Origin of the sequence: Sphingomonas mollis (genome assembly GCF_016427505.1) — a bacterium.
Classification (GTDB): domain Bacteria; phylum Pseudomonadota; class Alphaproteobacteria; order Sphingomonadales; family Sphingomonadaceae; genus Sphingomonas; species Sphingomonas mollis.
On record NZ_JAELXS010000008.1, the window covers coordinates 142063 to 164601 of the forward strand.

Annotated in this window: 18 protein-coding genes; 8 read left to right on the forward strand and 10 right to left on the reverse strand. The window is 68.6% G+C overall.

What is annotated here, in order from left to right; genetic code table 11:
* Positions 1–27 precede the first annotated feature (27 nt).
* Positions 28–444 (reverse strand): hypothetical protein, encoded by a 417-nt coding sequence (locus JAO74_RS14555; RefSeq protein WP_199039591.1) that lies wholly within the window; start codon positions 442–444, stop codon positions 28–30.
* Positions 445–541: 97 nt separating this feature from the next.
* Here JAO74_RS14555 and JAO74_RS14560 point away from each other — a divergent pair, with 97 nt between their 5' ends.
* Both JAO74_RS14560 and JAO74_RS14565 read left to right on the forward strand, forming a co-directional pair.
* Complete coding sequence (locus JAO74_RS14560) at positions 542–772, forward strand: hypothetical protein (protein WP_199039594.1); 231 nt, start codon at positions 542–544, stop codon at positions 770–772.
* Positions 769–2571 (forward strand): hypothetical protein, encoded by a 1803-nt coding sequence (locus JAO74_RS14565; RefSeq protein ID WP_199039598.1) that lies wholly within the window; start codon positions 769–771, stop codon positions 2569–2571. Before JAO74_RS14560 ends, JAO74_RS14565 begins: the two co-directional genes overlap by 4 nt.
* Before the next feature lie 3 nt (positions 2572–2574).
* Here JAO74_RS14565 and uxaC read toward each other — a convergent pair whose 3' ends face one another.
* On the reverse strand, positions 2575–4014 hold the full coding sequence (uxaC, locus tag JAO74_RS14570) for a glucuronate isomerase (RefSeq protein WP_199039601.1): 1440 nt from the start codon (positions 4012–4014) through the stop codon (positions 2575–2577).
* 56 nt (positions 4015–4070) lie between these two features.
* Between uxaC and JAO74_RS14575 the strand changes: the two genes are divergently transcribed.
* On the forward strand, positions 4071–5579 hold the full coding sequence (locus tag JAO74_RS14575) for a UxaA family hydrolase (RefSeq protein ID WP_199039604.1): 1509 nt from the start codon (positions 4071–4073) through the stop codon (positions 5577–5579).
* On the forward strand, positions 5576–6997 hold the full coding sequence (locus tag JAO74_RS14580) for a mannitol dehydrogenase family protein (RefSeq protein ID WP_199039607.1): 1422 nt from the start codon (positions 5576–5578) through the stop codon (positions 6995–6997). The genes JAO74_RS14575 and JAO74_RS14580 overlap by 4 nt, the downstream gene beginning before the upstream one ends.
* Before the next feature lie 148 nt (positions 6998–7145).
* Here JAO74_RS14580 and JAO74_RS14585 read toward each other — a convergent pair whose 3' ends face one another.
* The 4 genes from JAO74_RS14585 to JAO74_RS14600 form a co-directional block, all read right to left on the reverse strand.
* On the reverse strand, positions 7146–7784 hold the full coding sequence (locus JAO74_RS14585) for a 2-dehydro-3-deoxy-6-phosphogalactonate aldolase (protein WP_199039610.1): 639 nt from the start codon (positions 7782–7784) through the stop codon (positions 7146–7148).
* Positions 7781–8662: a 2-dehydro-3-deoxygalactonokinase gene (locus JAO74_RS14590; protein WP_416194315.1), complete on the reverse strand. Its 882-nt coding sequence runs from the start codon at positions 8660–8662 to the stop codon at positions 7781–7783. The genes JAO74_RS14585 and JAO74_RS14590 overlap by 4 nt, the downstream gene beginning before the upstream one ends.
* A complete protein-coding gene (locus tag JAO74_RS14595; protein ID WP_199039613.1) occupies positions 8659–10242 on the reverse strand; it encodes a sodium/sugar symporter in 1584 nt (527 codons plus the stop codon). Before JAO74_RS14595 ends, JAO74_RS14590 begins: the two co-directional genes overlap by 4 nt.
* Positions 10243–10466: 224 nt before the next feature.
* Entirely contained in the window at positions 10467–12836 is a 2370-nt protein-coding gene (locus JAO74_RS14600) for a TonB-dependent receptor (protein ID WP_199039616.1), read from the reverse strand.
* Between the two features lie 141 nt (positions 12837–12977).
* Here JAO74_RS14600 and JAO74_RS14605 point away from each other — a divergent pair, with 141 nt between their 5' ends.
* Positions 12978–14072 carry a mechanosensitive ion channel family protein gene (locus tag JAO74_RS14605; RefSeq protein WP_199039619.1) on the forward strand — a complete coding sequence of 365 codons (1095 nt, stop codon included), beginning with the start codon at positions 12978–12980 and terminating at the stop codon, positions 14070–14072.
* 83 nt (positions 14073–14155) lie between these two features.
* Here the strand turns inward: JAO74_RS14605 and JAO74_RS14610 are convergent, their stop codons facing one another.
* From JAO74_RS14610 to JAO74_RS14625, 4 genes are all read right to left on the reverse strand, one after another.
* A complete protein-coding gene (locus tag JAO74_RS14610; RefSeq protein ID WP_199039622.1) occupies positions 14156–15547 on the reverse strand; it encodes an alpha,alpha-trehalose-phosphate synthase (UDP-forming) in 1392 nt (463 codons plus the stop codon).
* A complete protein-coding gene (locus JAO74_RS14615; protein ID WP_199039625.1) occupies positions 15544–17325 on the reverse strand; it encodes a glycoside hydrolase family 15 protein in 1782 nt (593 codons plus the stop codon). Before JAO74_RS14615 ends, JAO74_RS14610 begins: the two co-directional genes overlap by 4 nt.
* The gene (gene otsB, locus JAO74_RS14620; RefSeq protein WP_199039639.1) at positions 17325–18068 is read right to left on the reverse strand and encodes a trehalose-phosphatase; all 744 of its coding nucleotides are present in this window, start codon (positions 18066–18068) and stop codon (positions 17325–17327) included. The genes JAO74_RS14615 and otsB overlap by 1 nt, the downstream gene beginning before the upstream one ends.
* Positions 18069–18235: 167 nt before the next feature.
* Positions 18236–19606, reverse strand: a complete 1371-nt coding sequence (locus JAO74_RS14625; RefSeq protein ID WP_199039642.1) for a helix-turn-helix domain-containing protein — start codon at positions 19604–19606, stop codon at positions 18236–18238.
* Positions 19607–19734: 128 nt separating this feature from the next.
* Here JAO74_RS14625 and JAO74_RS14630 point away from each other — a divergent pair, with 128 nt between their 5' ends.
* From JAO74_RS14630 to JAO74_RS14640, 3 genes are all read left to right on the forward strand, one after another.
* Complete coding sequence (locus JAO74_RS14630; protein ID WP_199039834.1) at positions 19735–21243, forward strand: acyl-CoA carboxylase subunit beta; 1509 nt, start codon at positions 19735–19737, stop codon at positions 21241–21243.
* A gap of 96 nt (positions 21244–21339) precedes the next feature.
* On the forward strand, positions 21340–21756 hold the full coding sequence (gene mce / locus JAO74_RS14635) for a methylmalonyl-CoA epimerase (RefSeq protein WP_199039644.1): 417 nt from the start codon (positions 21340–21342) through the stop codon (positions 21754–21756).
* A complete protein-coding gene (locus tag JAO74_RS14640) occupies positions 21756–22538 on the forward strand; it encodes an enoyl-CoA hydratase-related protein (RefSeq protein ID WP_199039646.1) in 783 nt (260 codons plus the stop codon). The genes mce and JAO74_RS14640 overlap by 1 nt, the downstream gene beginning before the upstream one ends.
* The last annotated feature ends 1 nt before the right edge of the window (position 22539 follow it).

Consider the following 22539-nt stretch of genomic DNA (forward strand, 5'->3'; position numbering starts at 1 on the left):
CGTTCGCAGGAGCACGGGGCGCCTGCTTTAGGCGGCGCTGGCGACTACCTCGACGAGCAGGACGGCGGTGATGCCGGGGTCGCGGTGGTGCAGCGTCGCGGTCAGGTCGTGGACCAGCATTTCCGCATCGACGGCGACATAGGGCGAGGCGTGGAGGCGGGCGAATTCGCTGGCGCCGGCCAGTGCCGCTTCGCGCAGGGCGGGCATGTCGGTGGTGATCTTCGCGGCGCCCGGGGCGTCGGCGGCGCGCAGGACCAGCTTCAGGCGCAGGCGCGCGTCTGACCGGTTGCCCTCGACGATCGGCACGTCGATCGGCTTCATCTCGACCAGGCTGATGCCCCCGCCTTCGCCGCCGCCGCCATGGCCCGACGCCAGCGCGGTCGCCGGCAGCACGGCCAGCGACAGCATCGTGGCGAGGATCGGCAATTGGCGCATAGCGATCATGGGCAACCTCCCGAAGGGCGGCGCGAACCGTGCGCCACGACCGGCTATGCCCGCCACGACCTATAATTGTGTTTAGGTGGATGGTTAAGGACGGGCGATGAGTCAGGATCAGAAACCCGGTCGCGTCCGGATGCTGGCGGGAGGGGGTGCCGGATCGACCGGTACGCCGGGCCCGCTCGCCGATAGCACGACGGTCGCCACCGCGGGCGCGCCGGGTGGTGACGTGGCGGCCAAGGGCGACAGGAGAGCCGGCCTGTTGCCGGTCCTGTTGTTCATGGCGGGGTGCATCGGTGGCGGGGTCGCGGTCGCGCGGTTGGGGCCGTTATGATCCGGTTGCTGCTCGCCGCCTCGGTCGCGGCGGCGTCGGCGGGGCATTCGTCGGCGCCTGAACCCTCCGCACCGTCACATGGCGCGCGCGGTGGTCCTGTGCTGCCCGGTTTCGCGGCCGCGCTGGCGGAGCGACCTATGCCGGCGGGGACGGCGGCATGGCCAAAGATGTCGCGCGCGGAGGGGTGGTCGCGACTGGCCGCCGCGTCGTCCGACGAGCGGCAGGGCGTGCGCTGGGACTTCGCGAACGGCCTGATCGCGGACGGGCGGGGGGCCGATGCGCTGGGCGTGCTGGAGGTGATGCGCGCCGACGATCCCGATCTGGCGCTGGTGCCGGCATGGCTGCGCGCGAAGGGTGTCGCCGCCGTTCAGGCCGCGCATCTGGAGGACGGCATGGCCTCACTCGCCGATCCGATGCTGGTGAGCGATGCGGAATCCTGCCTGTGGCGATTGCGCGCGCTGACGACGCAGGGGCAATCGCGGCGCGCGCTGGCGCAACTGCGTTGTGCGATGCCGGCGCTCAATGCGCGCGGCCGGCGCGGGCGATATCCGTTCATTCTGGCGGTGGCGACGGCGGGGGTGGCGCTGGGCCAGAACCGGCCGGTGATCGATTGGCTGGCGGTGCTGCCCGATCAGGACCCGGCCGCCAACCTGTTGCGCGGCGAGGCGATGCTGGCGCTGAACGATATTCAGGAGGGCAAGCTGCGGCTGGCGCGCGTGGCGCTGAGCGGCGATGGCGAACAGCGCGCCGCCGCCGAACTCGCCACGCTGCGCGTCGATCTGGCGAGCCATGCCGTGCCGACGGCGGAGGCGGCGAAGCGCCTCGATCGGCTGACCTTTACGTGGCGCGGTGACGAGGTGGAGGAGCAGGCGCTGCACCTTCGGCTCGATCTGGCGGTGAAGATGCACGATACGTCGGCGGCGCTGGCGGCGGGGGCGGCGCTGTTCCGCTATGGCGCGCCGGGGCCGGATGCCGGTGCCCTGTCGGAACAGTTGCGCGGGTTGCTCGCGACCGCGCTGTCACCGCAATCGAAGCTGCCGCTGCCGCAGGCGGCGGGGCTGTTCTGGGATTACCGCGATCTGGCGCCGGCGGGGGCGGCGGGCGATCGGCTGGTCGATAGCCTGATCGACCGGTTGCAGGGCGCGGGGCTCTACATGCGCGCGGCCGATCTGTTGCAATATCGCCTGACCGCGACGGCGCAGGATATCGAGCAGGGGCCGCTGTCGGTGCGGGTCGCCACGTTACGCATATTGGCGGGCAGGCCGGAACTGGCGGTGCGGTCGCTGCGCGAGACGGATCAGGTGGCATACCCCGCATCGATGCTGGCCGATCGGCGGCGGGTGGAGGCGGCGGCGCTCGATATCCTCGGTCGCCGGGCGGAGGCGCTGGCGGCGTTGCAGGACGTGCCCGATGCGGTGGGCATCGCGGCGGAAATCCACTGGCAGGCGCGCGACTGGGCGCATCTGGTCGAAGTCGGCGAGCCGGCCCTGCCCGCGCCGGGCAAGCTCAGCGATGTCGGGCAAGCGGTCGTCCTGCGCCATGCGATCGCGCTGGCGATGCTGCGGCGCGAACCGGCGCTGGCGCGGTTGCATGCCCGCTACGTTGCGTCGTTCGCCACCCTGCCCACGGCGGCGGCGTTCGCGCTGCTGACTGCGAAGCCGGATACGGTCGATCCCGCCGCACTGGCCAGGGCGATGGCCTCGCTGCCCTCGGCCAGCCCCGCCGGCGAGATCGGCGACCTGATCGAGGAAGGGCGCGAGGCGATGGCGACGGCGGCGGCGACACCACCCCCGGCCTGACCGTCAGGCGGCGTCGGCCAGTCCGGTGCCGCCGTCCAGCTTGTAGGCGCGGCGGACGAGGTTGTAGGCGAGATCGACCGCCGTTTCCGCCGCATCGTCGTCGCTCATCCGCCCTTCGGCGACGAGGCGGGCGAGGAAGCCGCAATCGATCCGCCGGGCCATGTCGTGCCGCGCCGGGATCGACAGGAAGGCGCGGGTATCGTCGTTGAAGCCGACGGTGTTGTAGAAGCCGGCGGTCTCCGTCGTCATCTCGCGGAAACGGCGCATCCCCTCCGGCGAATCGTGGAACCACCATGCCGGACCCAGCTTCAGGCAGGGATAATGGCCGGCGAGCGGTGCCAGTTCGCGGGCATAGGCCGTCTCGTCCAGCGTGAAGAGGATGATCGACAGCCCCGCCTCGTTACCGAAGCGGCCGAGCAGCGGCTTCAGCGCGGCGACGTAATCGGTGCGGGTGGGGATGTCGGCACCCTTGTCGCGGCCATAGGCGCCGTGCAGCCAGCGATTATGGTTGCGCGACGAGCCGGGATGGATTTGCATGACCAGCCCGTCGTCGAGGCTCATGCGCGCCATCTCGGTCAGCATCTGCGCGCGGAACAGCTCCGCCTCCGCCGGGGTCGGCGTGGCGTGCATGACGGTGGCGAACAGCGCCTCGGTGTCGGCGGCGGACAGGTCGGCGGTGGCGGCGGTCGGGTGGCCATGGTCGCTGGAGGTGGCGCCCATCGCGATGAATGCCTGACGCCGCGCGCGGTGCGCGGCCAGATAGCCGCGCCACTCGCCGACATCCTCGCCGGTCAGTTCGGCGAAGCGGGCCAGCGCGCTGCGGAAATCCTCGTGATCGGCATCGATCACCGCATCGGGGCGATAGGCGGTGACGACCTTGCCCTGCCAGCCGGACCGGCGGATCGCCTCGTGATGTTCCAGCGTGTCGTGCGCGCCTTCGGTCGTGGCGATCAGCTCGATCCCGAACCGGTCGAACAGCGCGCGCGGGCGGAAGGCGGGGGTGGCGAGCAGCTCGCCGATCCGGTCGAAATACAGGTCGGCGGTGTCGGCGGACAGCGTCACGTCGAAGCCGAATACCTCGGCAAAGACATGGTCCAGCCACATCCGCGACGGCGTGCCGCGGAACAGGTGCTGGTGGCCGGCGAACACCCGCCATGCCGCGCGGCGATCGGTGGTGGAGGGCTTGCCATGAGCGGGCACCGCCAGCGTATCGAGCGCGATGCCCTGGCTGTAGAGCATCCGGTAGAGATAGTGATCGGGGGCCAGCAGCAGGTCGGTGGCATTCTCCCACGGCGCATCGGTGGCGAACCAGGCGGGGTCGGTATGGCCGTGCGGGCTGACGATCGGCAGCGTCGCGACATCGGCATATAGCGCGCGGGCGACGTCGCGCGTGGCCGGATCGGCGGGGAAAAGGCGGTCGGGGTTCAGGGTCAGGCGCGTCATGGTCGATAATCCTGCTGGCTTGTGCCAGCGATGGCACAAATGCTATCGCTCTGGCAATGTCATCCGCACCTGCCCCTTCCGTTGCCGACCTGCCGCCGCTGGTGCGGGTCGATCCTGCCGATCAGGTCGGCGTCGCGCTGCGCCCGCTGGTGCCGGGGGAGACGGTGAGCGTCGCCGGCATCGCGGTCACGGTCGCGAACCCGGTGGCGACGGGACACAAGATCGCGCTGACGGCGATCGCGGCGGGGGACGACGTGCGCCGCTATGGCTGGCCGATCGGTCGGGCGACCCGGTTGATCGCTGCGGGCGAGCATGTCCACAGCCATAACGTCGCGACGAAGCTGGTGGGGGAGGAGCCCTATCGATACCAGCCCACCGCCGTCGCGCCGCGTCCGGCCGGTCGGGTGCGGGGCTTCGACGGTTATGTTCGGGCGGATGGATCGGTCGGGACGCGCAACCAGATCTGGGTGATCCCGACCGTGGGCTGTGTCGGCCGCACCGCGCAGCGGGTAGCGATGAAGGCGGCGGCGACCGCCGGGGTCGAGGATGTGCTGGCCTTCGCGCATCCGTTCGGTTGTTCGCAACTGGGCGACGATCTGGATGGCACGGCGCGGGTGCTGGCGGCGCTGGCGTGTCATCCCAATGCGGGCGGCGTGCTGTTGCTGGGGCTGGGGTGCGAGGAGAACCAGTTGTCGGCGTTGCTCGAACGGTTGCCGCCCGAACGCCGCGACCGCATCCGAAGCGTCGGGGCGCAGATGAGCGCGGACGAGCATGGCGATGCGGCGCGGGCGATCGCCGAACTGGCCGAGATCGCAGCGGCGGATCGACGGACACCGGTGGGGCTGGATGCGCTGCGGCTCGGGTTGAAATGCGGCGGGTCGGACGGGTTCAGCGGGCTGACCGCAAATCCGCTGATCGGGCGGGCGGCCGATGCGGTGACGGCGGCGGGGGGGACGGCGATCCTGACCGAAATCCCCGAGATGTTCGGGGCCGAGCGCCTGTTGATGGCGCGGGCGACGGATGAGGCGGTGTTCGACCGGCTCGTCGTGCTGGTGAACGATTTCAAGCGGTACTTCCTCGACCATGGCGAGCCGATTTCCGAGAATCCCAGCCCCGGCAATGTCGAGGGCGGGATCACCACGCTGGAGGAGAAATCGCTGGGCGCGGTGCAGAAGGGCGGCCGGGCAGCGGTGACGGATGTGCTGGGTTATGGCGAGCGGGTGCGGCGGCCGGGCCTGGTCGTGCTGGAGGCGCCGGGGAACGATGCGGTGTCGACGACGGCGCTGGCGGCGGCGGGGGCGACGCTGACGCTGTTCTCCACCGGCCGGGGGACGCCGCTGGGCAGTCCGGTGCCGACGATGAAGCTGGCGACCAACCATGATCTGGCGACGCGCAAGCCGGGCTGGATCGACTTCGACGCGGGCAGCGTGCTGGACGACGGGCTGGACGCGACGGCGGAGGCGCTGATGGACCGCATCTGCGCGGTGGCATCGGGGGAACCGGCGAAGAACGAGATCAACGAGGAGCGGGAAATCGCGCTCTGGAAGCGTGGAGTGACCCTTTGACCGTATTGTCGAATGCCACCTTGCCTGCCCTGCCGGCGGGGGTGGGCCGCCCCGGTTACGATCGTGCCACGCTGGTGCCGGGGATCGTGCATGTCGGGCCGGGGGCGTTCCACCGGGCGCATCAGGCGGCGTATGTCGATGTGATCCTGCGCGACGATCCACGCTGGGCGATCAGCGCGATGGCGCTGAATTCCACCGACGTGGCGGATGCGCTGCGGCCGCAGGACGGACTCTACACGCTGGCGCTGCTGGGTGAGGAGATGCGGTTGCAGGTCGTCGGATCGATCGTCGAGCTGCTGACGCGCGGCGATGGCGAGGCGTTCGCACGGCGTCTGGCCGCGCCGACGACGCGGCTGGTGACGGCGACGGTGACGGAGAAGGGATATTGCCTGACCGCCGATGGTGGTCTGGACCGGGACAACCCGGCGATCGCGCGCGATCTGGGCGATCCGGCGGCGGCGACGAGCTTCGTCGGGCGGCTGGTCGATGGATTGTCGCGGCGGCGGCGGGAGGGCGTCGGCGGACTGACGGTGCTGTCGTGCGACAATCTGGCGGGCAATGGCCGGCGGCTGGCGCGGGCGGTGGGCGATTACGCGGCGGCGATCGATGGCGATCTGGCGCGGTGGATCGCCGATGAGGTGCGCTTTCCCTGCTCGATGGTCGATTCGATCACGCCGGCGACCGATGACGATCTGCGCGCGCGGGTCGCGGCGGCGGGGATCGGGGATGCGTGGCCGATCCAGCGGGAGCGGTTCACGCAATGGGTGATCGAGGATGATTTCGCCGGCGAGCGGCCGCCGTTCGATCTGGCGGGCGCGCAGTTCGTCGGCGACGTGACCGGGTTCGAGGAGGCGAAGCTGCGCCTGCTGAACGGGGCGCATTCCTCGCTGGCCTATATCGGCCTGCTGTTGGGGCATGAGACGGTGCGTGACGCCATGGGCGATGCGGCGCTGGCGCGGTTCGTGGAGGCGATGATGCGCGACGACATCGCACCGACGCTGGGGGAGACGGCGGGGCTCGACACGGCCGCCTATGTCGGCGCGATCCTCGACCGGTTCCGCAATCCGGCGATCCGGCACCTGCTGGCGCAGATCGCGTGGGACGGATCGCAGAAACTGCCGTTCCGGTTGCTGGCGACGATCGCCGAGGCACGGGCGGCGGGGCGGCCGGTCGACCGGCTGGTGGTGCCGATCGCCGCGTGGATACGCTTTCTGGCGCTGCCCCGCCCACCGGCGGCGGCGCTGGTCGATCCGGCGGCGGCGACGCTGGTGCCGCTGGCGGGTGATCCGGATGCGCTGGTGGAGCGGAGCGGGGTGTTTCCGGCGGCGCTGGTCGGGGATGCGGTGTTTCGGCGGGCGCTGGTGGCGGCGCATGCCGGAATGGCGACGCCGGACGGGGTGCGTGCGGCGATCGGTTGAGCGGGCGGAAAGTCCCGAAAGTCACACTCACCCACGTGCGCGCGCGGGCGCGCACGCGAGGACGGGCGGCGGGGACGGTCGACGATGAGAAGGAGCGGTCGTCGGACGGGATACGTTAGTGCGGTGCTGTAGGACAGCCTGCTCGATGCTACCGGGCGACCGCTTCCACGAAGCGGGTCGCCTGTCGCGCGACGTCGGCGGCGTCCTGTCCGGGTTTATAGAGGGCGGAGCCGAGGCCGAAGCCGTCGCATGCCTCGCGCCAGTCGGGGATCGTGTCGGGCGTCATGCCGCCGACCGCGAGGATCGGGACGTCCTTGGGCAGCACGGCGCGGTGGGCCTTGATGACGGACGGAGAGGCGGCCTCGGCGGGGAACAGCTTCAGGCCGGCGGCACCGGCGGCCAGCGCAACGAAGGCTTCGCTGGGGGTAAAATAGCCGGGTAGCGCGATCAGGCCGGCATCGGCGGCGGCGGTGATGACGGCGGGGTTCGTGTTGGGCGAGATCATCAGGCGCGCGCCGGTGTCGCGCAGCCGGGCGACGTCCTCGACCGTCAGGACGGTGCCGGCGCCGACCAGCGCGCGGTCGCCGAGGCGGGCGACCAGCCGGGCGATGCTGGTGAAGGGATCGGGGGAGTTGAGCGGAACCTCGATCATCGAGAAGCCGGCGTCCACCAGGGCATCGCCGACCGCATCGACCTCTGGCGGGGTGATCCCGCGCAGGATTGCGACGAGGGGGCAGCGGGTCAGGGCGTCGCGGAGTTCGTCGCGCTGGATGTCCGGGGTGGTCATGCAGCCAGTCTCCAGATGGCGGTGATGCCGGCGAGGAAGGCGGCGTGGCTGTCCACCGCCACCGGCGTGCCGCCGGCGTGGCGGACGGCGGCGGCATAGAGCGCGGCCAGACCGGGTTCGGCAAGGATGTGGACGGTGGCGCCGGGGGCCAGCGATCGTTCGCGAACGTCGCTGCCGATCAGCAGGCCGCTGACGCGGGCGGCGACGTCGGCGGCGGCGTTGCGGCCGAGGACGGCGCCGGCACGCTCGCCGAACAGGCTGGTGAGGGGCGTGCCGCGATCGGCGAGCGCGAGGCCGTCGTGGAAGGCGGGGCCGTCATCGACCGGGCCGGTCATGAAATCGGTCAGCAGGCTGCGGTCGCGGAGCAGGGCGAACAACTCGCCGGTCATCGCGGTGCGGAAACCGGTGATCGCACCGTTCGCGATCATCGCCCATTTGCTATGGGTGCCCGGCTGGCAGAGCAGCGCGTCGGACGGGGCGAGGCCGGCGGCGACGGCGCCGAGCAACTGGACTTCCTCGCCGCGCATCACGTCCGGCGCGTCGTCCTTCACGCCGGGGACGATCGCGGTGCGACCGGGTTCCGCCCAGATCAGGCTGGCGGCGAGATCGGCCAGCGTGGCGGGGCAGGCGACATAGGGTGCCTCCACCCAGCCGCGGGTCGATCCGACCATGCCGGCGCACAGGACCGGTACGTCGCCGAACCGGTCGCGCATCGCCGCGACCTCCGCCGGGAAGCCGCCCGCCGGCACCGACAGGATACCGCGCGCGTCGCGGTCGGTGGCGATCACGCCGCCATCGGCGTCGATCGCATAGCAGCGGCGGTTGGTGGTACCCCAGTCGACCGCCAGAAACGCCGGTGGCAAGGCGGTTTGGCTCACCACCAGGTCGCGTACAGCGCCACGAGGATCAGGATGACCGCGATCGCGCCGACGTTGAAGCCGGTGGTGGTGCGATAGCTGACGCTGGCGGTGTCGATCGTGTCGGTGCCGGCGCGGGCCTGTTTGGCGACGAGCGAGACGACGACCGCCAGCACGACGGTAAGCAGGAACACGATACCCATCCGGTCCATGAACGGCAGGCCCGGCGCCATGACCTTGAAGCCCCATGACAGGAGCACCGATCCGGCGGCGGCGGCGAGCGCACCGGCCTCGTTCGCGCGCTTCCAGAACAGGCCGAGCAGGAAGATCGTGGTGATGCCCGGCGTGAAGAAGCCGGTGAATTCCTGGATGAACTGGAACGCCTGATCCGACGCGCCGAGCAGCGGGCGAGCGGTGGCGATGGCGATCAGGATCGCAACCGTCGCGGTGATCCGGCCGACCATCACCAGATGCCGGTCCTCGCCGTCCCTGCCCGCGACATAGCCGCGCCGCTTCGAATAGAGATCGAGGGTGAAGATCGTGGCGATCGAATTGATCTTGGACGCGGTCGACGCGATGATCGCGGCGATCAGCGCGGCGAAGACGAGGCCGAGCAGGCCCGACGGCAACAGGCGCATCATCGTGGGATACGCCTCGTCCGGCTTGGCCAGATCGGGGGCCAGGACGACGGCGGCGATGCCGGGCAACACGATGACGAGCGGCATCACCAGTTTCAGGAAGGCGGCGAACATCACGCCCTTCTGCGCTTCGGGCAGCGACTTGGCGGCCAGTGCGCGCTGGATGATGTACTGATTGAACCCCCAATAGCTGAGGTTGGCGATCCACATGCCGCCGATCAGCACCGACAGGCCGGGCAGGTCCATGTAGAACGGATCGCCCTTTTGCAGGATCATGTGGAAGTGATCGGGGACGGCGGTGGTCAGCTTGCTCCAGCCGGCGAGCACGCCCGCGCCCGCGCCGATCTCGTCCAGCGTCAGGTATGCGACGACGAGGCCGCCCAGCACCAGCAGCGCGACCTGCACGATGTCGGTCAGCGCCACCGCCTTCAGCCCGCCGCGCAACTGGTACACCAGCGCGAAGAGGCCGAGGATGACGAGGGCGATGTTCTGGTCGATGCCGGCGACCTTCGTGACCGCGATCGAGCCGAGCCAGATGATCGAGGTGAGGTTCACGAAGACGTAGAGCGCCAGCCAGAAAAGCGCCATCAGCGTGCGGATCGACGGGCCGTACCGCCGTTCCAGAAACTGCGGCATCGTGTAGATTTCGTTCTTCAGGAAGATCGGCAGGAAGAATTTGCCGACGATCAGCAGCGTCAGCGCCGCCATCCATTCGTACGATGCGATGGCGAGGCCGATGGCATAACCCGATCCCGACATGCCGACGATCTGTTCGGCCGAGATGTTGGCGGCGATCAGCGAGGTGCCGATCGCCCACCATGGCAGGCTCTTCGAGGCGAGGAAGTAATCCGTCGTGTTTTTCGGACCCGCCCCCGCCTTGTCGCGCGAGACATATTGCGCGAGGCCGAAGATGAACACGAAATAGATCGCGACGACCACGATATCGATGGTGGCGAGATGCATCGCTGGCGGCTTCCTTCCCCGAACGCCGCTACCCTGTGGGTGGCGGTCGCATATATATGATAAGCGAGCCTAGCAGCGGCGCGGGGCGGCGCGCAACCCGCCGTCCGTGCTGACGATCGACCGGGATATTCGATTTCAACCCGCGCCGTCATTGCGAGCGTAGCGAAGCGACACAGGGCGTCGTGCGTGGCGCTGGATTGCTTCGCTACGATTGAAACGACAGGTCAGATTCGCACGCGGAAGGTGGCGCCGATGACGCGGGGGTCGCTGGGCGTGGCGACGATCAGGCCGCTGTTGCCTGCCTGGATCGTCAGGTTCTGGATGTAATCCGCGTCCAGCAGATTGCGCGCGAACACCGCCAGTTCCCAGCCGGCGATCGAACGATAGCCGATCGAGGCGTTGGTCAGGTTGTACCCCTCCACCCAGGTAAAGCGGGACAGCGAGGACTCGCCGTTATAGCCGGAGCGCGAATTGCTATCGACATGGACGAAGCCCGATCCGGCATCGCCGATCGGCTGCGCGTAATCGGCGCTGGCGCTGATCGACCAGCGCGGCAGCGAGGCGAGGCGGCGGCCCGACAGGTCGCACGCCGCCGTTGCGGCGGTCTGGCGTTCGAGCGGGCAGGGCCCCTGCGGATAGCGATCATAGGTGCCATCGGCATAGGCGAGACCGATACGGGTCGACAGGCCGCGGGCGATACGGGCGGTGGCGTCCACCTCGAACCCCTTCACCACGACGCGGGGGATGTTCGAGAGGTAGCCGCGCAGCGCCACGGTCTGCGAACTGTCGACCAGCGTGGCCTGGAAATCGTCGACGCGGGTGTAATAGGCGTCGGCGTTCAGGATCAGGCGACGGTCGAACACTTGCGTCTTCAGTCCCGCCTCGTACGTCGTGTTGCGTTCCGGGCGGACGACGGCGGTGGCGAGGACGGGCTGGTTGGCGGCGTTGACCGGCAGGCCGGACATGTTGATGCCGCCCGATTTGAAGCCGCGCGCATAGCTGATATAGCCCAGCACCCGGTCGGTTGCCTGCCACGACAGGTTGGCGCGGCCCGACAGGCTGCCGTCATGGTCGCTGGCGGCATAGGTCTGGGGCCGGATGATCGACAGCTTGGCATTGTCGAGCGCGGTGCCGGGGGTGGTGGGCAGGCCGCCGAAGCGATTGGAGGTGTAGTAGCCGTCCTTGTCCTCGTACGTGTAGCGCAGGCCGCCGGTCAGGGTGACGCGGTCGATCAGCTTCAGGTTCGCCTCGCCGAACGCGGCATAGCTGCGCGACGTGAAGTCGGTGTAGCCGTCGGTGCCGTAGCCATCGAGCAGGTTGGCGGGGACGCGGGTGCTGTTCGCGCCCGTGGTCGGGCCGATCAGCCAATAGGCGGCCTGTGACGAATAGACCGAATTCGGCCGCCCCTCGATATTCTGGAAGAAATAATAGAGGCCGGCGACCCAGGTCAGCCGGTGGTCGCCGTTCGACGCGATGCGCAGTTCCTGGCTGACCTGATCCTGGCGCGAGGGGATGTGCTGGACCGTCTGGATCGGCACACCGGTGTAATCGCGGTCGTTGGCGGCATCCCAGTTCCAGAAGCGCCATGCGGTGACGGAGGTGAGCGTGACCGGACCCATGTTCCAGTCGGTGATCGCCGAGACGCCGCCTTCGTTGGTGTCGACGCCGAGCGGCGCGTCGATGTCGGTGACGCGGTCGTAGGGATCGGTGCTGGCGGGGCGATAGCCGAGGCCGGCGGCGAGGGCCGGATATTGACGCGAGGCGGGGCGCAGCGACTGGCCGACGCGTAGATAGACCTGCGTGCAGCAATTGCTCTGGAAATTGGTGAAGTCGGCGATCAGGCGCAGTTGCAGGTCGTCGGACGGCTTGATGAGCAACTGGCCGCGGACCGCCTGATTGCCGATCTGGTTGTGGTCCTGACCGGTGCGGACGTTGCGGATCACGCCGTCGCGGCGGGTGACGACGCCCGACAGGCGGAAGGCGACGGTGTCGTCGATCGGGCCGGAGCCGGCGAAGCGCGCCTGCACGAAATTATAGTCGCCATAGGACAACTCGCCCTGGAATTCGGGGGTGAATGTCGGTGCGCGGGTGGTGATGTTGATCGCGCCGGCGGTGGTGTTCTTGCCGAACAGCGTCCCCTGCGGCCCGCGCAGTTCCTCGATCTGTTGGATGTCGGAGAAGTCGAACGCGGCGGTGGCGGGGCGGGCGTGATAGACCTGATCGACATAGAAGCCGACGCCCGGTTCCAGCCCGTCGTTCGACTGGCTGACCGCGACGACGCTGGAGCCGAGGCCGCGGATCGTGAAGGCGGTGTTGCGCGGGTTGGCGGACGAATAGTTCAGGCTGGGGATCAGCACCGCCAGATTTTGCGTGTTCACGGTGTAGCTCTGGTCGAGCAGGTCGCCGCCGACGACGCTGAGCGCGCCGGGTACGCGCTGCGCATCCTCGGCGCGGCGGCGGGCGGTGACGATGACGGCGGGGAGAGCGTCCTCGTCTGTGGTCGCGGCCGTATCGGGCGGGGTGTCCGTCTGTGCCCATGCCGGCACCGCCGTGCCGGCCAGCCACAGCGCCATGGCGGTCGAAATCCCCTTCATCGCGTATTCCCCGTTTTTCCGGACCCTTAGGGTCCTGTCCCCGGCACCACTGATATATACGAAGGAATATAGCAATAGGCGCGACCGGGGCGTTTATGCTGCACTGCGGAACCGGCGTCGTCCGGCCCGGTTGAGGACGGCATGAAGATATCCGACTGGCGCGTGCCGCACGAATGGGTCTGGGTGCAGAGCGTCGCGATCGTCTCGCTGGCGGTGCTGGTGGCGCTGGCCGCGCACTGGCTGGTGATGCGGATCGCGCTGCGGACCGGGCGGCGGCGGACGCGGGAAGCGCGGGCGATGGTGCTGGGTGAGATACGGCGGCCGTCGCAGTGGGTGTTCGTGTCGATCGCGGTCAGCTTCGCCGCACGCACGCTGCCGATGGATCGCGACGTGCGGGAGTTGTGGGAACAGTTGCTGGGCTTTGCGGTGCCGGCGCTCCTTGGCTGGTCGGCGATCGCGGGGATGCGGGCGGTGCAGCGGATCGTCGAGCTGCAATCCGATATCAGCGTCGAGGACAATCTGGCCGCCCGGCGCAAGCGGACGCGGGCGACGATCCTGGGGCGGATATCGTCGTTCTTCATCATCTTCGTGACGGTGTGCCTGATGCTGCTGAGCGTGCCGGGCATCCGCACGATCGGCGTCACGCTGATGGCGTCGGCGGGTATCGCCGGACTCGTCGTCGGTGCAGCGGCGCAACCGGCGCTGAAGAACCTGATCGCCGGCGTGCAGATGGCGTTCACCGAGCCGATCCGGCTGGACGACGTGGTGATCGTGGCGGGCGAATGGGGGCGGATCGAGGAGATCAGGCTGACCTTCGTTGTCATCAAGCTGTGGGACGAGCGGCGACTGGTGGTGCCGGTGTCGAAGTTTCTGGAGGAAAGTTTCCAGAACTGGACGCGCGAGACGAGCCGGCTGCTGGGATCGGTGTTCTGGTATGTCGATCCGGCCGCCGACGTGGCGCGCATCCGTGAGGCGGTGGGCCGGGCGGTGCAGGCGAGCGAGCGGTGGGACGGCCGTTTCTGGAACTGTCAGGTGACGGACGTGAAGGCGGACGCGGTGGAGATTCGGGGGCTGATGACGGCCAAGGATGCCTCGATCAGCTTCGACCTGCGCTGCGAAGTGCGCGAGGCGGTGCTGGCGTTCATGCGCGACGAGATGCCCGAAGCGATGCCGCGTGGGCGTATCCTGTTCCCGGAGGCTGTCGCTTCGCCGCAGCAGGATGGGCGGCGGTTGTAGGGGCGGGCGTCATTGCGAGCGTAGCGAAGCAACCCAGGACGCCCTGGGTTGCTTCGCTACGCTCGCAATGACGGAAGGGGTGGTCAGGCGTGTTCGTGGGCGTGTTTGCCTTCCAGCGCATCGAGGAACAGGCGGCACCACCAGAACACGTCCTCACGGCGGAGACCGTCGATCATCGATTCCCAGCGGCGCTTGCGTTCGGCGAGCGGCATTTCCAGCGCCTTGACGATGGCATCGGCCATGTCCTCGGCGCTGTAGGGGTTGACCAGCACCGCCTCCTTCATCTGTGCGGCGGCGCCGGCGAAGGTGGAGAGGATCAGGACGCCGGGATCGTCGGGGTCCTGTGCCGCGACATATTCCTTGGCGACGAGGTTCATACCGTCGCGAAGCGGCGTGACCAGCGCGATGCGCGCCGCGCGGTAGATGCCGGCCAGTTCCTGTCGCGGATACCCTTGGTTGACGTAGCGGATCGGCACCCAGTCGATATCGGCATATTCGCCGTTGATCCGGCCCGACAGCGCATCGAGGTCGCTGCGGATCTCCTGATAGGTATCGACCGTCGCCCGGCTGGGCGGCGCGATCTGGAGCAGATAGACGAGCGCACGGCGATCGGGGTTGTTGGCGAGGAAACGCTCGTATCCCAGCAACCGCTCGCGCAGGCCCTTGGAATAATCGAGCCGGTCGACGCCGACGATCAGGCTGCGGCCGGTGGACGACATGTGCATCCGGTCGCGGGCGAAGCGGGCTTCCTTCGAGCGGGCGGCGGCCTCGAATTCGGCGGTGTCGATGCCGATCGGCGCGACGATCGCGTGGACGCGGCGATCGCCGACGACGGCGCAGCCATCCTCGTCGATCGTGCCTTCGAGGATATCGACGACGTAGCGGCGGAAACTGTCGAGCCAGTCCTCGGTATGGAAACCGACGACGTCATAGGCGAACAACGATTCCACCAGCTTGCGATGGCTGGGCAGCGAGGTCAGCAGCCGCGCCGGCGGCCACGGCGTGTGCAGGAAGAAGCCGAGCCGGTTCTTCAGCCCGCGATCACGCAGTTCGCGACCGAGCGGGATCAGGTGGTAATCGTGGACCCAGACGAGGTCGTCATGATCGATCAGCGGCATGACCGTATCGGCGAAACGCTTGTTCACGCGGCTGTAGCCGCCTGCGAAATCGCGTTCGAATTCGGTCAGGTCGATGCGGTAATGAAACAGCGGCCACAGCGTGCGGTTGGCGTAGCCGTTATAATATTCGTCGAGGTCCTGTTCTTCCAGATCGATCGTCGCGGTGGTGACGCCGTTGCCCTCGGTCCGGTGGATTTCACCGGTGAACTGTTCGGTCGTCTCGCCCGACCAGCCGAACCAGATGCCACCGTGTTCGCGCAGTGCCGACAGGAGCGCGACGGCGAGGCCACCCTGATTGCCGCTGGCGTCCGCCTTCGGCACGGCGACGCGGTTCGAGATGACGACGAGGCGGCTCAACGTACTTTACTCCAGGGTTCGCTCAACAGTCCGGCGCAGTTGATGAGTCCCACAAGCGAATAGGTCTGCGGATAGTTTCCCCACAGCTCGCCGGAGGTGGGATCGATATCCTCCGACAACAGGCCGGCGGGGGTGCGACGGGCGACCATCTCCTCGAACAGGGCGCGGGCATCGTCGCGCCGGCCGGTGGCGTGCAATGCCTCGATCAGCCAGAAGGTGCAGACGTTGAACGCGGTCTTCGGCAGGCCGAAATCATCCTCGCTGTCGTAGCGGAGCATATAGGCGCCGCGGCGCAGGCCCTTTTCCACCGCTTCCAGCGTCGATTGAAACCGGGGGTCGTCGGGCGTGAAGAAACGCAGGTCGAGCAGTTCGATCAGGCTGGCGTCGAGGTCGTCGCCGTCGAACGTCGCCGACATGCGCTTGGTGTCCTCGCGCCATGCCTGCTGCTCGATCGTCGCGCGCATCGTCGTCGCGCGATCGTCCCAGAAACGGCAGCGTTCGGTCAGGCCGAGGACGCGGGCGGCGCTGGCGAGGCGGTCGCAGGCCGCCCAGCACATCGCCGCCGAATAGGTGTGGACGGCGACCTTGGTGCGCAGTTCCCACAGGCCGGCATCGGGTTTGTCATAGACCTGCCAAGCCAGTTCGCCGACGCGTTCCAGCGACCTGAAATCCTCCTTGCTGGCGAGGCGATAGAGGCGGGTGTCGTGGAACGCCTGCACGTTGGACAGGACGATCTGGCCATAGGCGTCGTGCTGGACCTGTTCATACGCCTGATTGCCGACGCGGACCGGCCCCATGCCGCGATAGCCGACGAGATCGTCGGCGATCCGCTCGGGCAACTCCGCCTCGCCCGACACGCCGTAGAGCGGCTGGATATGGCCGCCATCGGCATCGTCGACGATGTTGCGGAGATATTCGAGATACCCCTCCAGCACGTCGAGCGCGCCGAGCCGGTTCAGCGCCTGCACCGTGTAATAGGCATCGCGAATCCAGCAGTAGCGGTAATCCCAGTTGCGCCCGGAATCGGCATGTTCGGGCAGGCTGGTCGTCATCGCCGCGACGATCGCGCCGGTTTCCTCGTGCTGGCACAGTTTCAGCGTGATCGCGGCGCGGATCACCACGTCCTGCCATTCGAGCGGAATGGCGAGGCCGCGGACCCATTGCCGCCATTCGTCGCGGGTCTGGTCGAGCATCATGTCGACGCCGTATTCCAGACTGCCGGCGAAGCTCTCGTCGGGGCCGAGGAAGAAGCGGAGCGGCTTTTCCAGCCGGAAATATTCCTCGCGGCGCAGGCGGTCGATGGGGGCGGTGGTCGTCAGTCGGACGGTCTGGTCGCGCATCAGGAAGCGGATGTGGTTGGAGCCGGCGGTGATGCTGGTCGGCTTGCCCCAGTCGGTGGCGACGCGCAGCGCCATGCGGATACGCGGCGATCCCGCCACCGGCCGGACGATGCGCGCAAAGGCGGTGGGACGGTAATCGCGGTCGTTGCGGCGGAAGCGCGGGCAGAAATCGGTGATCTCCACCGCGTTGCCGGCCGCATCCTCATGCCGGGTGACGAGGATCGGGGTGTTGCGCAGGTAACGCTGTTCGGTCTTCACCGTGTCGGCGAGATCGATCGACCAGTATCCGGTGTCGGGATCGCCATCGTCGAGCAGCGCGCTGAACGCCGGATCGCCATCGACGCGGGGGATGCAGCCCCAGACGAACCGGCCGGTGGCATCGACCAGCGCCGACACCTGGCAATTGCCGATCGGCCACAGGTTCATGGTCGCTTCCATCAGGCGGCGTCCGCCAGCTCGTTCAGCCAGATGCGCAGCGCGGCGACGTCGTCCAGCCGGTACGCGGCCTGCGTCTCGCGTTCCGGACCGATCAGCACGCCCGCTCCGCCAAGGGCAGCGGCGGCGGCGAAACCGTCCTCGTCGGTGACGTCGTCGCCGAAGAACCAGGGGAGCATGCCGGTCATCGCGTCGTCGGTCGCCAGCGAGCGGAGGCCGGCGCCCTTGTCGCCGGGCAGGCGCACCTCGGCCATCATCTTGCCCGGCTGCATGGTCAGGCCGTGCGTGTCGGCGACGCGGGCGGCCATGGTGGTCGCCTCCTGCTCCAGTTCGGGGCGCTGGCGGAAATGCAGGCCGGCGCCGAGGCTCTTGGCCTCGAAGATGATGCCGTTCAGGTCGGCAAACGCCTGTAGTTCGGCGGCGGCCGCTTCGAGGGCGGGGGAGCGTTCGGGCAGGACATGGCCGGCGGCGGGGGTGCGGCGTTCGGCGCCGTGACTGCCCGAGACGGCAAGGCCGGTCGCGCGGTCGCCGAGGAAACCGTCGAGTTGTGCGACCGAGCGACCGCTGACGATCGCGACGCGGCCCGGCATCGCGGTGGCGAGGCGATCGATTAAGTCGGCGAGGTCCGACTCCACGACCACGGCGTCGGGGCGGTCGGCGAGATCGACCAGCGTGCCGTCGAAATCGAGATACAGGGCGATGGTGGCGGGATCGGGGAGCGGCGGGGGGAGCAGGGCTTCGGTCATGCGCGTCCTAACGGTGCACGTCCGGTTCCGTTGCGCGGCCGGAACGGGAAAGGGTCTGCGCTGTCCGGTTGGGGGGACCGTTCCGATCGACCGGACTGTCTCTCGATACGGGCTCTCGACGAGCTCGATCCTTACTCGAGACGAACGGGAAGGAGGCGAACGGGGGGTCAGACCACCCGGTAGGGCACGATGCGGCGCGTTTCCGGCTCCACCGCGATGGCGCGGTCGGCGGGGGGGAAGGCGCGCTGGTCGCAGTCGGGGCGGGGGCACAGGCGGCAGGAGATACCGATAGGGGTGGCGGCGCCCGCCCGGTCGACGGCATCGGCATAGACGAAATCGGCGGCGTGGATCGCCTCGCACCCCAGCGCCACCGCATAACGGCGCGGCAGGCGGGCGAAGCGGCCCGATGGCTTCACCAGCCCCTTGGCCATCGAGACGTAGCGGACGCCGTCCGGCGTCTCGGCATGTTGCACCAGGATGCGATCGGGGATCGCGGCGGCTTCGTGGACGACCCATAACGGACAGGTGCCGCCGAAGCGCGCGAATTGCAGGCGAGTGGCGGAATGACGCTTGGTAATGTTGCCGGCCATGTCGATCCGGCAGAAGAAGAACGGCACCCCCGCCGCGCCCGGCCGCTGCAAGGTCGACAGACGGTGGCACGCCTGTTCGAAACTGACGCCGAAGCGCCGTGACAGGCGGTCGATATCGTGGCGCACCGCCCGCGCCTCTCGCCGGAAACGCTCGTACGGCATCGCGATCGCGCCGCCGGCATAGTTGGCGAGGCCTACGCCGAGCAGCCGGCGCGCCTCCTCGCTCGCCAGTCCCGATCCGTCGATCACCGCCGCGATCGGGGCGGCGAAGGCGCGGGCGGCGAGCCGGTGGGCGATCTGGAAACGGCGGCTCTCAGCCGGCAGCGCGCCGTTCAGCACCAGCACGACGCCGTCGATCCGGGCGAGCGGCGCGTCCGCGTTCGGATCGATGCGGATGCCCAGACCGTGGTCGCGGAGGGCGACGACCAGCGACGATTCGTCGGGCGCGGCCTCACCCAGGGCTTCGGCGGCGCGGTCGAGCGGGTCGACATAGTTGCCGGCTTCGTGGAACCAGTCTCGCACCGCCTCCCATGGCAGGCGGGTCGCGCCGCCGGCGGTCAGCGTTTCCTCGGCCAGCGCCAGCCGATCCTCCGCACCGCGCTTGGCGGCGTGCAGGGCGACCAGCCGGTCGGCGATGTCGGGGCGCTCCTCCGCCAGCCGCTGCGTCGCCTCCGCGCCGAGCGGCGGGAGGGCGGGGTCAGCGAGCGCCTCCGCCAGCGCGGCGAAGCGGCGGGCGGGGCCTTCGCCCTCGATCGCGGCCAGCGCCTGCGGGTAATGGCGGGCGAGGGCGGCGGTGACGGCGGCGGTCAGCGGACGCTCGCCCCCCTCCAGCTGCGACAGATAGCTGACCGACAGGCCGAGGCGGGCGGCCATGGCGCGCTGGTTGATCCCGGCGGCGCGGCGCAGCGCACGCAGCTGATCGCCGGCATAGAGGCGGGGATTGGGCATCGCCACACGCTAGTTCGCAAGATGCTCATTCGCAACTTCGCAAATTCACATTTGCGTGAGGGGGCGGGGGCGGGCAGACAGGGCGCAGCCGCGTACGCCAGGAGGATGCTGTGTCGTCTACGAACTTAATGCTCGGGACGAAACGCGCGGCGGCCAAGCTGGGCGGCGGTGAAAAACGCATCGCCGCCCAGCACGCCAAGGGCAAGCTGACCGCGCGCGAGCGGCTGGACGTGCTGCTCGACGAGAACAGTTTCGAGGAACTCGACATGTTCGTCGAGCATAACTGCGTCGATTTCGGCATGCAGGATCAGGTGATCCCCGGCGACGGCGTGGTCACGGGTTCGGGCACGATCAACGGCCGCCTCGTTTTCGTCTTCAGCCAGGATTTCACCGTGTTCGGCGGGTCGCTGTCCGAGCGCCACGCCGCCAAGATCTGCAAGGTGATGGACATGGCGATGAAGGTCGGCGCGCCGATCATCGGCCTGAACGATTCGGGCGGCGCGCGCATCCAGGAAGGCGTCGCGTCGCTGGGGGGCTATGCCGAGGTGTTCCAGCGCAATGCGCTGGCCAGTGGGGTGGTGCCGCAGCTTAGCCTCATCATGGGACCGTGCGCGGGCGGCGCGGTGTATTCACCGGCGATGACTGACTTTATCTTCATGGTGAAGGATTCGAGCTACATGTTCGTGACCGGTCCCGATGTGGTGAAGACGGTGACGAACGAGGTGGTCAGCCAAGAGGCGCTGGGTGGCGCGGTGACGCACACCACGAAGACCAGCGTGGCCGACAATGCGTTCGAGAATGATATCGAGGCACTGCTGGCGGCGCGCGACTTCATCGATTTCCTGCCGCTGTCGAACCGGCTGCCGGTGCCCGAGCGGCCGACGGCGGATGCGTGGGACCGGATCGAGGACAGTCTCGACACGCTGATCCCGGCCAGCGCCAACCAGCCGTACGATATGCACGAGCTGATCCGGAAAGTGGTCGACGAGGGCGATTTCTTCGAAACGCAGCCGGCGCATGCGGGCAACATCATGACCGGCTTCGGGCGGATCGAGGGGCGCACGGTGGGCTTCGTCGCGAACCAGCCGATGGTACTGGCCGGGGTGCTCGACATCAATTCGTCGAAGAAGGCGGCGCGGTTCGTGCGCTTCTGCGACGCGTTCGAGATTCCGATCGTGACGTTCGTGGATGTGCCGGGCTTCCTGCCGGGAACGGCGCAGGAGCATAACGGGATCATCAAGCACGGCGCGAAACTGCTGTTCGCCTATGCCGAGGCGACGGTGCCGAAGATCACGGTGATTACGCGCAAGGCCTATGGCGGGGCGTATGACGTGATGGCGTCGAAGCACCTGCGCGGCGACCTGAACTATGCGTGGCCGACTGCGGAGATTGCGGTGATGGGCGCGAAGGGCGCGGTGGAGATCATCTTTCGCGGGCGTACCCCGGAAGAGATCGCAGAGCGGACGGCGGAATACGAGGCGCGCTTCGCCAACCCGTTCGTGGCGGCGGCCAAGGGCTTTATCGACGAGGTGATCCAGCCCCATTCGACCCGGCGGCGCATCGCGCTGGGGTTACGAAAGCTGCGGGGGAAGTCGTTGGAGAATCCGTGGAAGAAGCATGACAATATTCCGTTGTGATTGCTTTGCTGCGGGTAGGGACATGCGATCGGGCGTTCCGCGTGGCGCCTTGGTTTGCTTCGCTGCGCTCGCAATGACGAGGGGTGTGGGGCGCGCATGACTCTTGGTCGGCTCAACCATGTCGGTGTCGCGACGCCGTCGATCGAGCGGTCGGTGGAGACGTATCGCACGTTGCTGGGCGCGACCGTGATCGGGGTGCCGTTCGACTTGCCGGCGCAAGGCGTGCGGGTGTGTTTCGTCGATGCGCCCAATACGCAGATCGAACTTATCGAGCCGCTGGACGATGCATCGCCGATCGCGGGGTTCCTTCGCAAAAACCCGGCGGGTGGGCAGCATCATCTGTGTTTCGAGGTGGCCGACATCCACGCCGCGATCGCCGACCTGACCGGCAACGGTGCGACGGTGCTGGGCGAGCCGCGGATCGGGGCGCATGGCACGCCGATCGTGTTCGTGCATCCGCGTGACATGGGCGGGTTGCTGGTCGAACTGATGGAAGAATCGAAGGACCATTGATGGCCCCTGTGCATATCCTCACCGAGCGGCGCGGCGACGTGCTGGTCGTCACGCTCAACCGGCCCGATCGGCTGAATGCCGCGCCGCCGGCGATGTTCGAGGAGATTGCCGGTGCGCTGCGCGATCTGGATGGCGCGCGGGCGGTGCTGGTGCAGGGGGCGGGGCGGGCGTTTTGCTCCGGGGCGGATGTCGCTGGCGGTGCGCTGGCGGCGGCCGATCCGCGGGAGGCGACGTTCGCGGCGCTGACCGACAGTTATAATCCGACGCTGGCGCTGATCGCCGATCTGGCGGTGCCGGTGGTCAGTGCGGTGCGCGGGCCGGCGGCGGGGATCGGTTGTTCGCTGGCGCTGGCCGCCGATTTCTGCGTGGCGAGCGATACCGCGTATTTCCTGCAGGCGTTCGTCAATATCGGGCTGGTCCCCGATGGCGGCGCGTCGTGGATGCTGCCGCGGCTGATCGGCAAGGCGCGGGCGGCGGAGATGATGATGCTGGGCGAGCGGGTGTTCGCGGCCAAGGCGCTGGAGTGGGGCATGATCCACAAGATCGCCGCCGATGCGGTGCTCGACCACGAAGCCTTCGCGCTGGCCGAGCGGCTGGCGGCGGGGCCGACCTTGGCTCTGGCGGCAATCCGGCGTCAGCTTCATGCCGGCTATGAGAGCGATTATGCCGCCGCGATGGCGCGCGAGGCGGACAACCAGCGCGCGATGCGTGGCACCGCCGACGCCGTCGAGGGCGGTCGTGCGTTTCTTGAGAAGCGCACACCGGCGTTCAAGGGCGAGTAGC

Excerpts from the sequence above, each read along its gene's own strand:
- JAO74_RS14585 (WP_199039610.1), bottom strand. The coding sequence starts at position 7,784 with ATGACCACCCCGGACATCCAGCGCGACGAACTCCGCGACGCCCTGACC.
- JAO74_RS14625 (WP_199039642.1), bottom strand. The coding sequence starts at position 19,606 with ATGCCCAATCCCCGCCTCTATGCCGGCGATCAGCTGCGTGCGCTGCGC.
- JAO74_RS14575 (WP_199039604.1), top strand. The coding sequence starts at position 4,071 with ATGTCATCCGCACCTGCCCCTTCCGTTGCCGACCTGCCGCCGCTGGTG.
- JAO74_RS14565 (WP_199039598.1), top strand. The coding sequence starts at position 769 with ATGATCCGGTTGCTGCTCGCCGCCTCGGTCGCGGCGGCGTCGGCGGGG.
- JAO74_RS14640 (WP_199039646.1), top strand. The coding sequence starts at position 21,756 with ATGGCCCCTGTGCATATCCTCACCGAGCGGCGCGGCGACGTGCTGGTC.
- uxaC (WP_199039601.1), bottom strand. The coding sequence starts at position 4,014 with ATGACGCGCCTGACCCTGAACCCCGACCGCCTTTTCCCCGCCGATCCG.
- JAO74_RS14615 (WP_199039625.1), bottom strand. The coding sequence starts at position 17,325 with ATGGAAGCGACCATGAACCTGTGGCCGATCGGCAATTGCCAGGTGTCG.
- JAO74_RS14560 (WP_199039594.1), top strand. The coding sequence starts at position 542 with ATGAGTCAGGATCAGAAACCCGGTCGCGTCCGGATGCTGGCGGGAGGG.
- mce (WP_199039644.1), top strand. The coding sequence starts at position 21,340 with ATGACTCTTGGTCGGCTCAACCATGTCGGTGTCGCGACGCCGTCGATC.
- JAO74_RS14600 (WP_199039616.1), bottom strand. The coding sequence starts at position 12,836 with ATGAAGGGGATTTCGACCGCCATGGCGCTGTGGCTGGCCGGCACGGCG.
- JAO74_RS14595 (WP_199039613.1), bottom strand. The coding sequence starts at position 10,242 with ATGCATCTCGCCACCATCGATATCGTGGTCGTCGCGATCTATTTCGTG.
- JAO74_RS14630 (WP_199039834.1), top strand. The coding sequence starts at position 19,735 with ATGCTCGGGACGAAACGCGCGGCGGCCAAGCTGGGCGGCGGTGAAAAA.
- otsB (WP_199039639.1), bottom strand. The coding sequence starts at position 18,068 with ATGACCGAAGCCCTGCTCCCCCCGCCGCTCCCCGATCCCGCCACCATC.
- JAO74_RS14555 (WP_199039591.1), bottom strand. The coding sequence starts at position 444 with ATGATCGCTATGCGCCAATTGCCGATCCTCGCCACGATGCTGTCGCTG.
- JAO74_RS14605 (WP_199039619.1), top strand. The coding sequence starts at position 12,978 with ATGAAGATATCCGACTGGCGCGTGCCGCACGAATGGGTCTGGGTGCAG.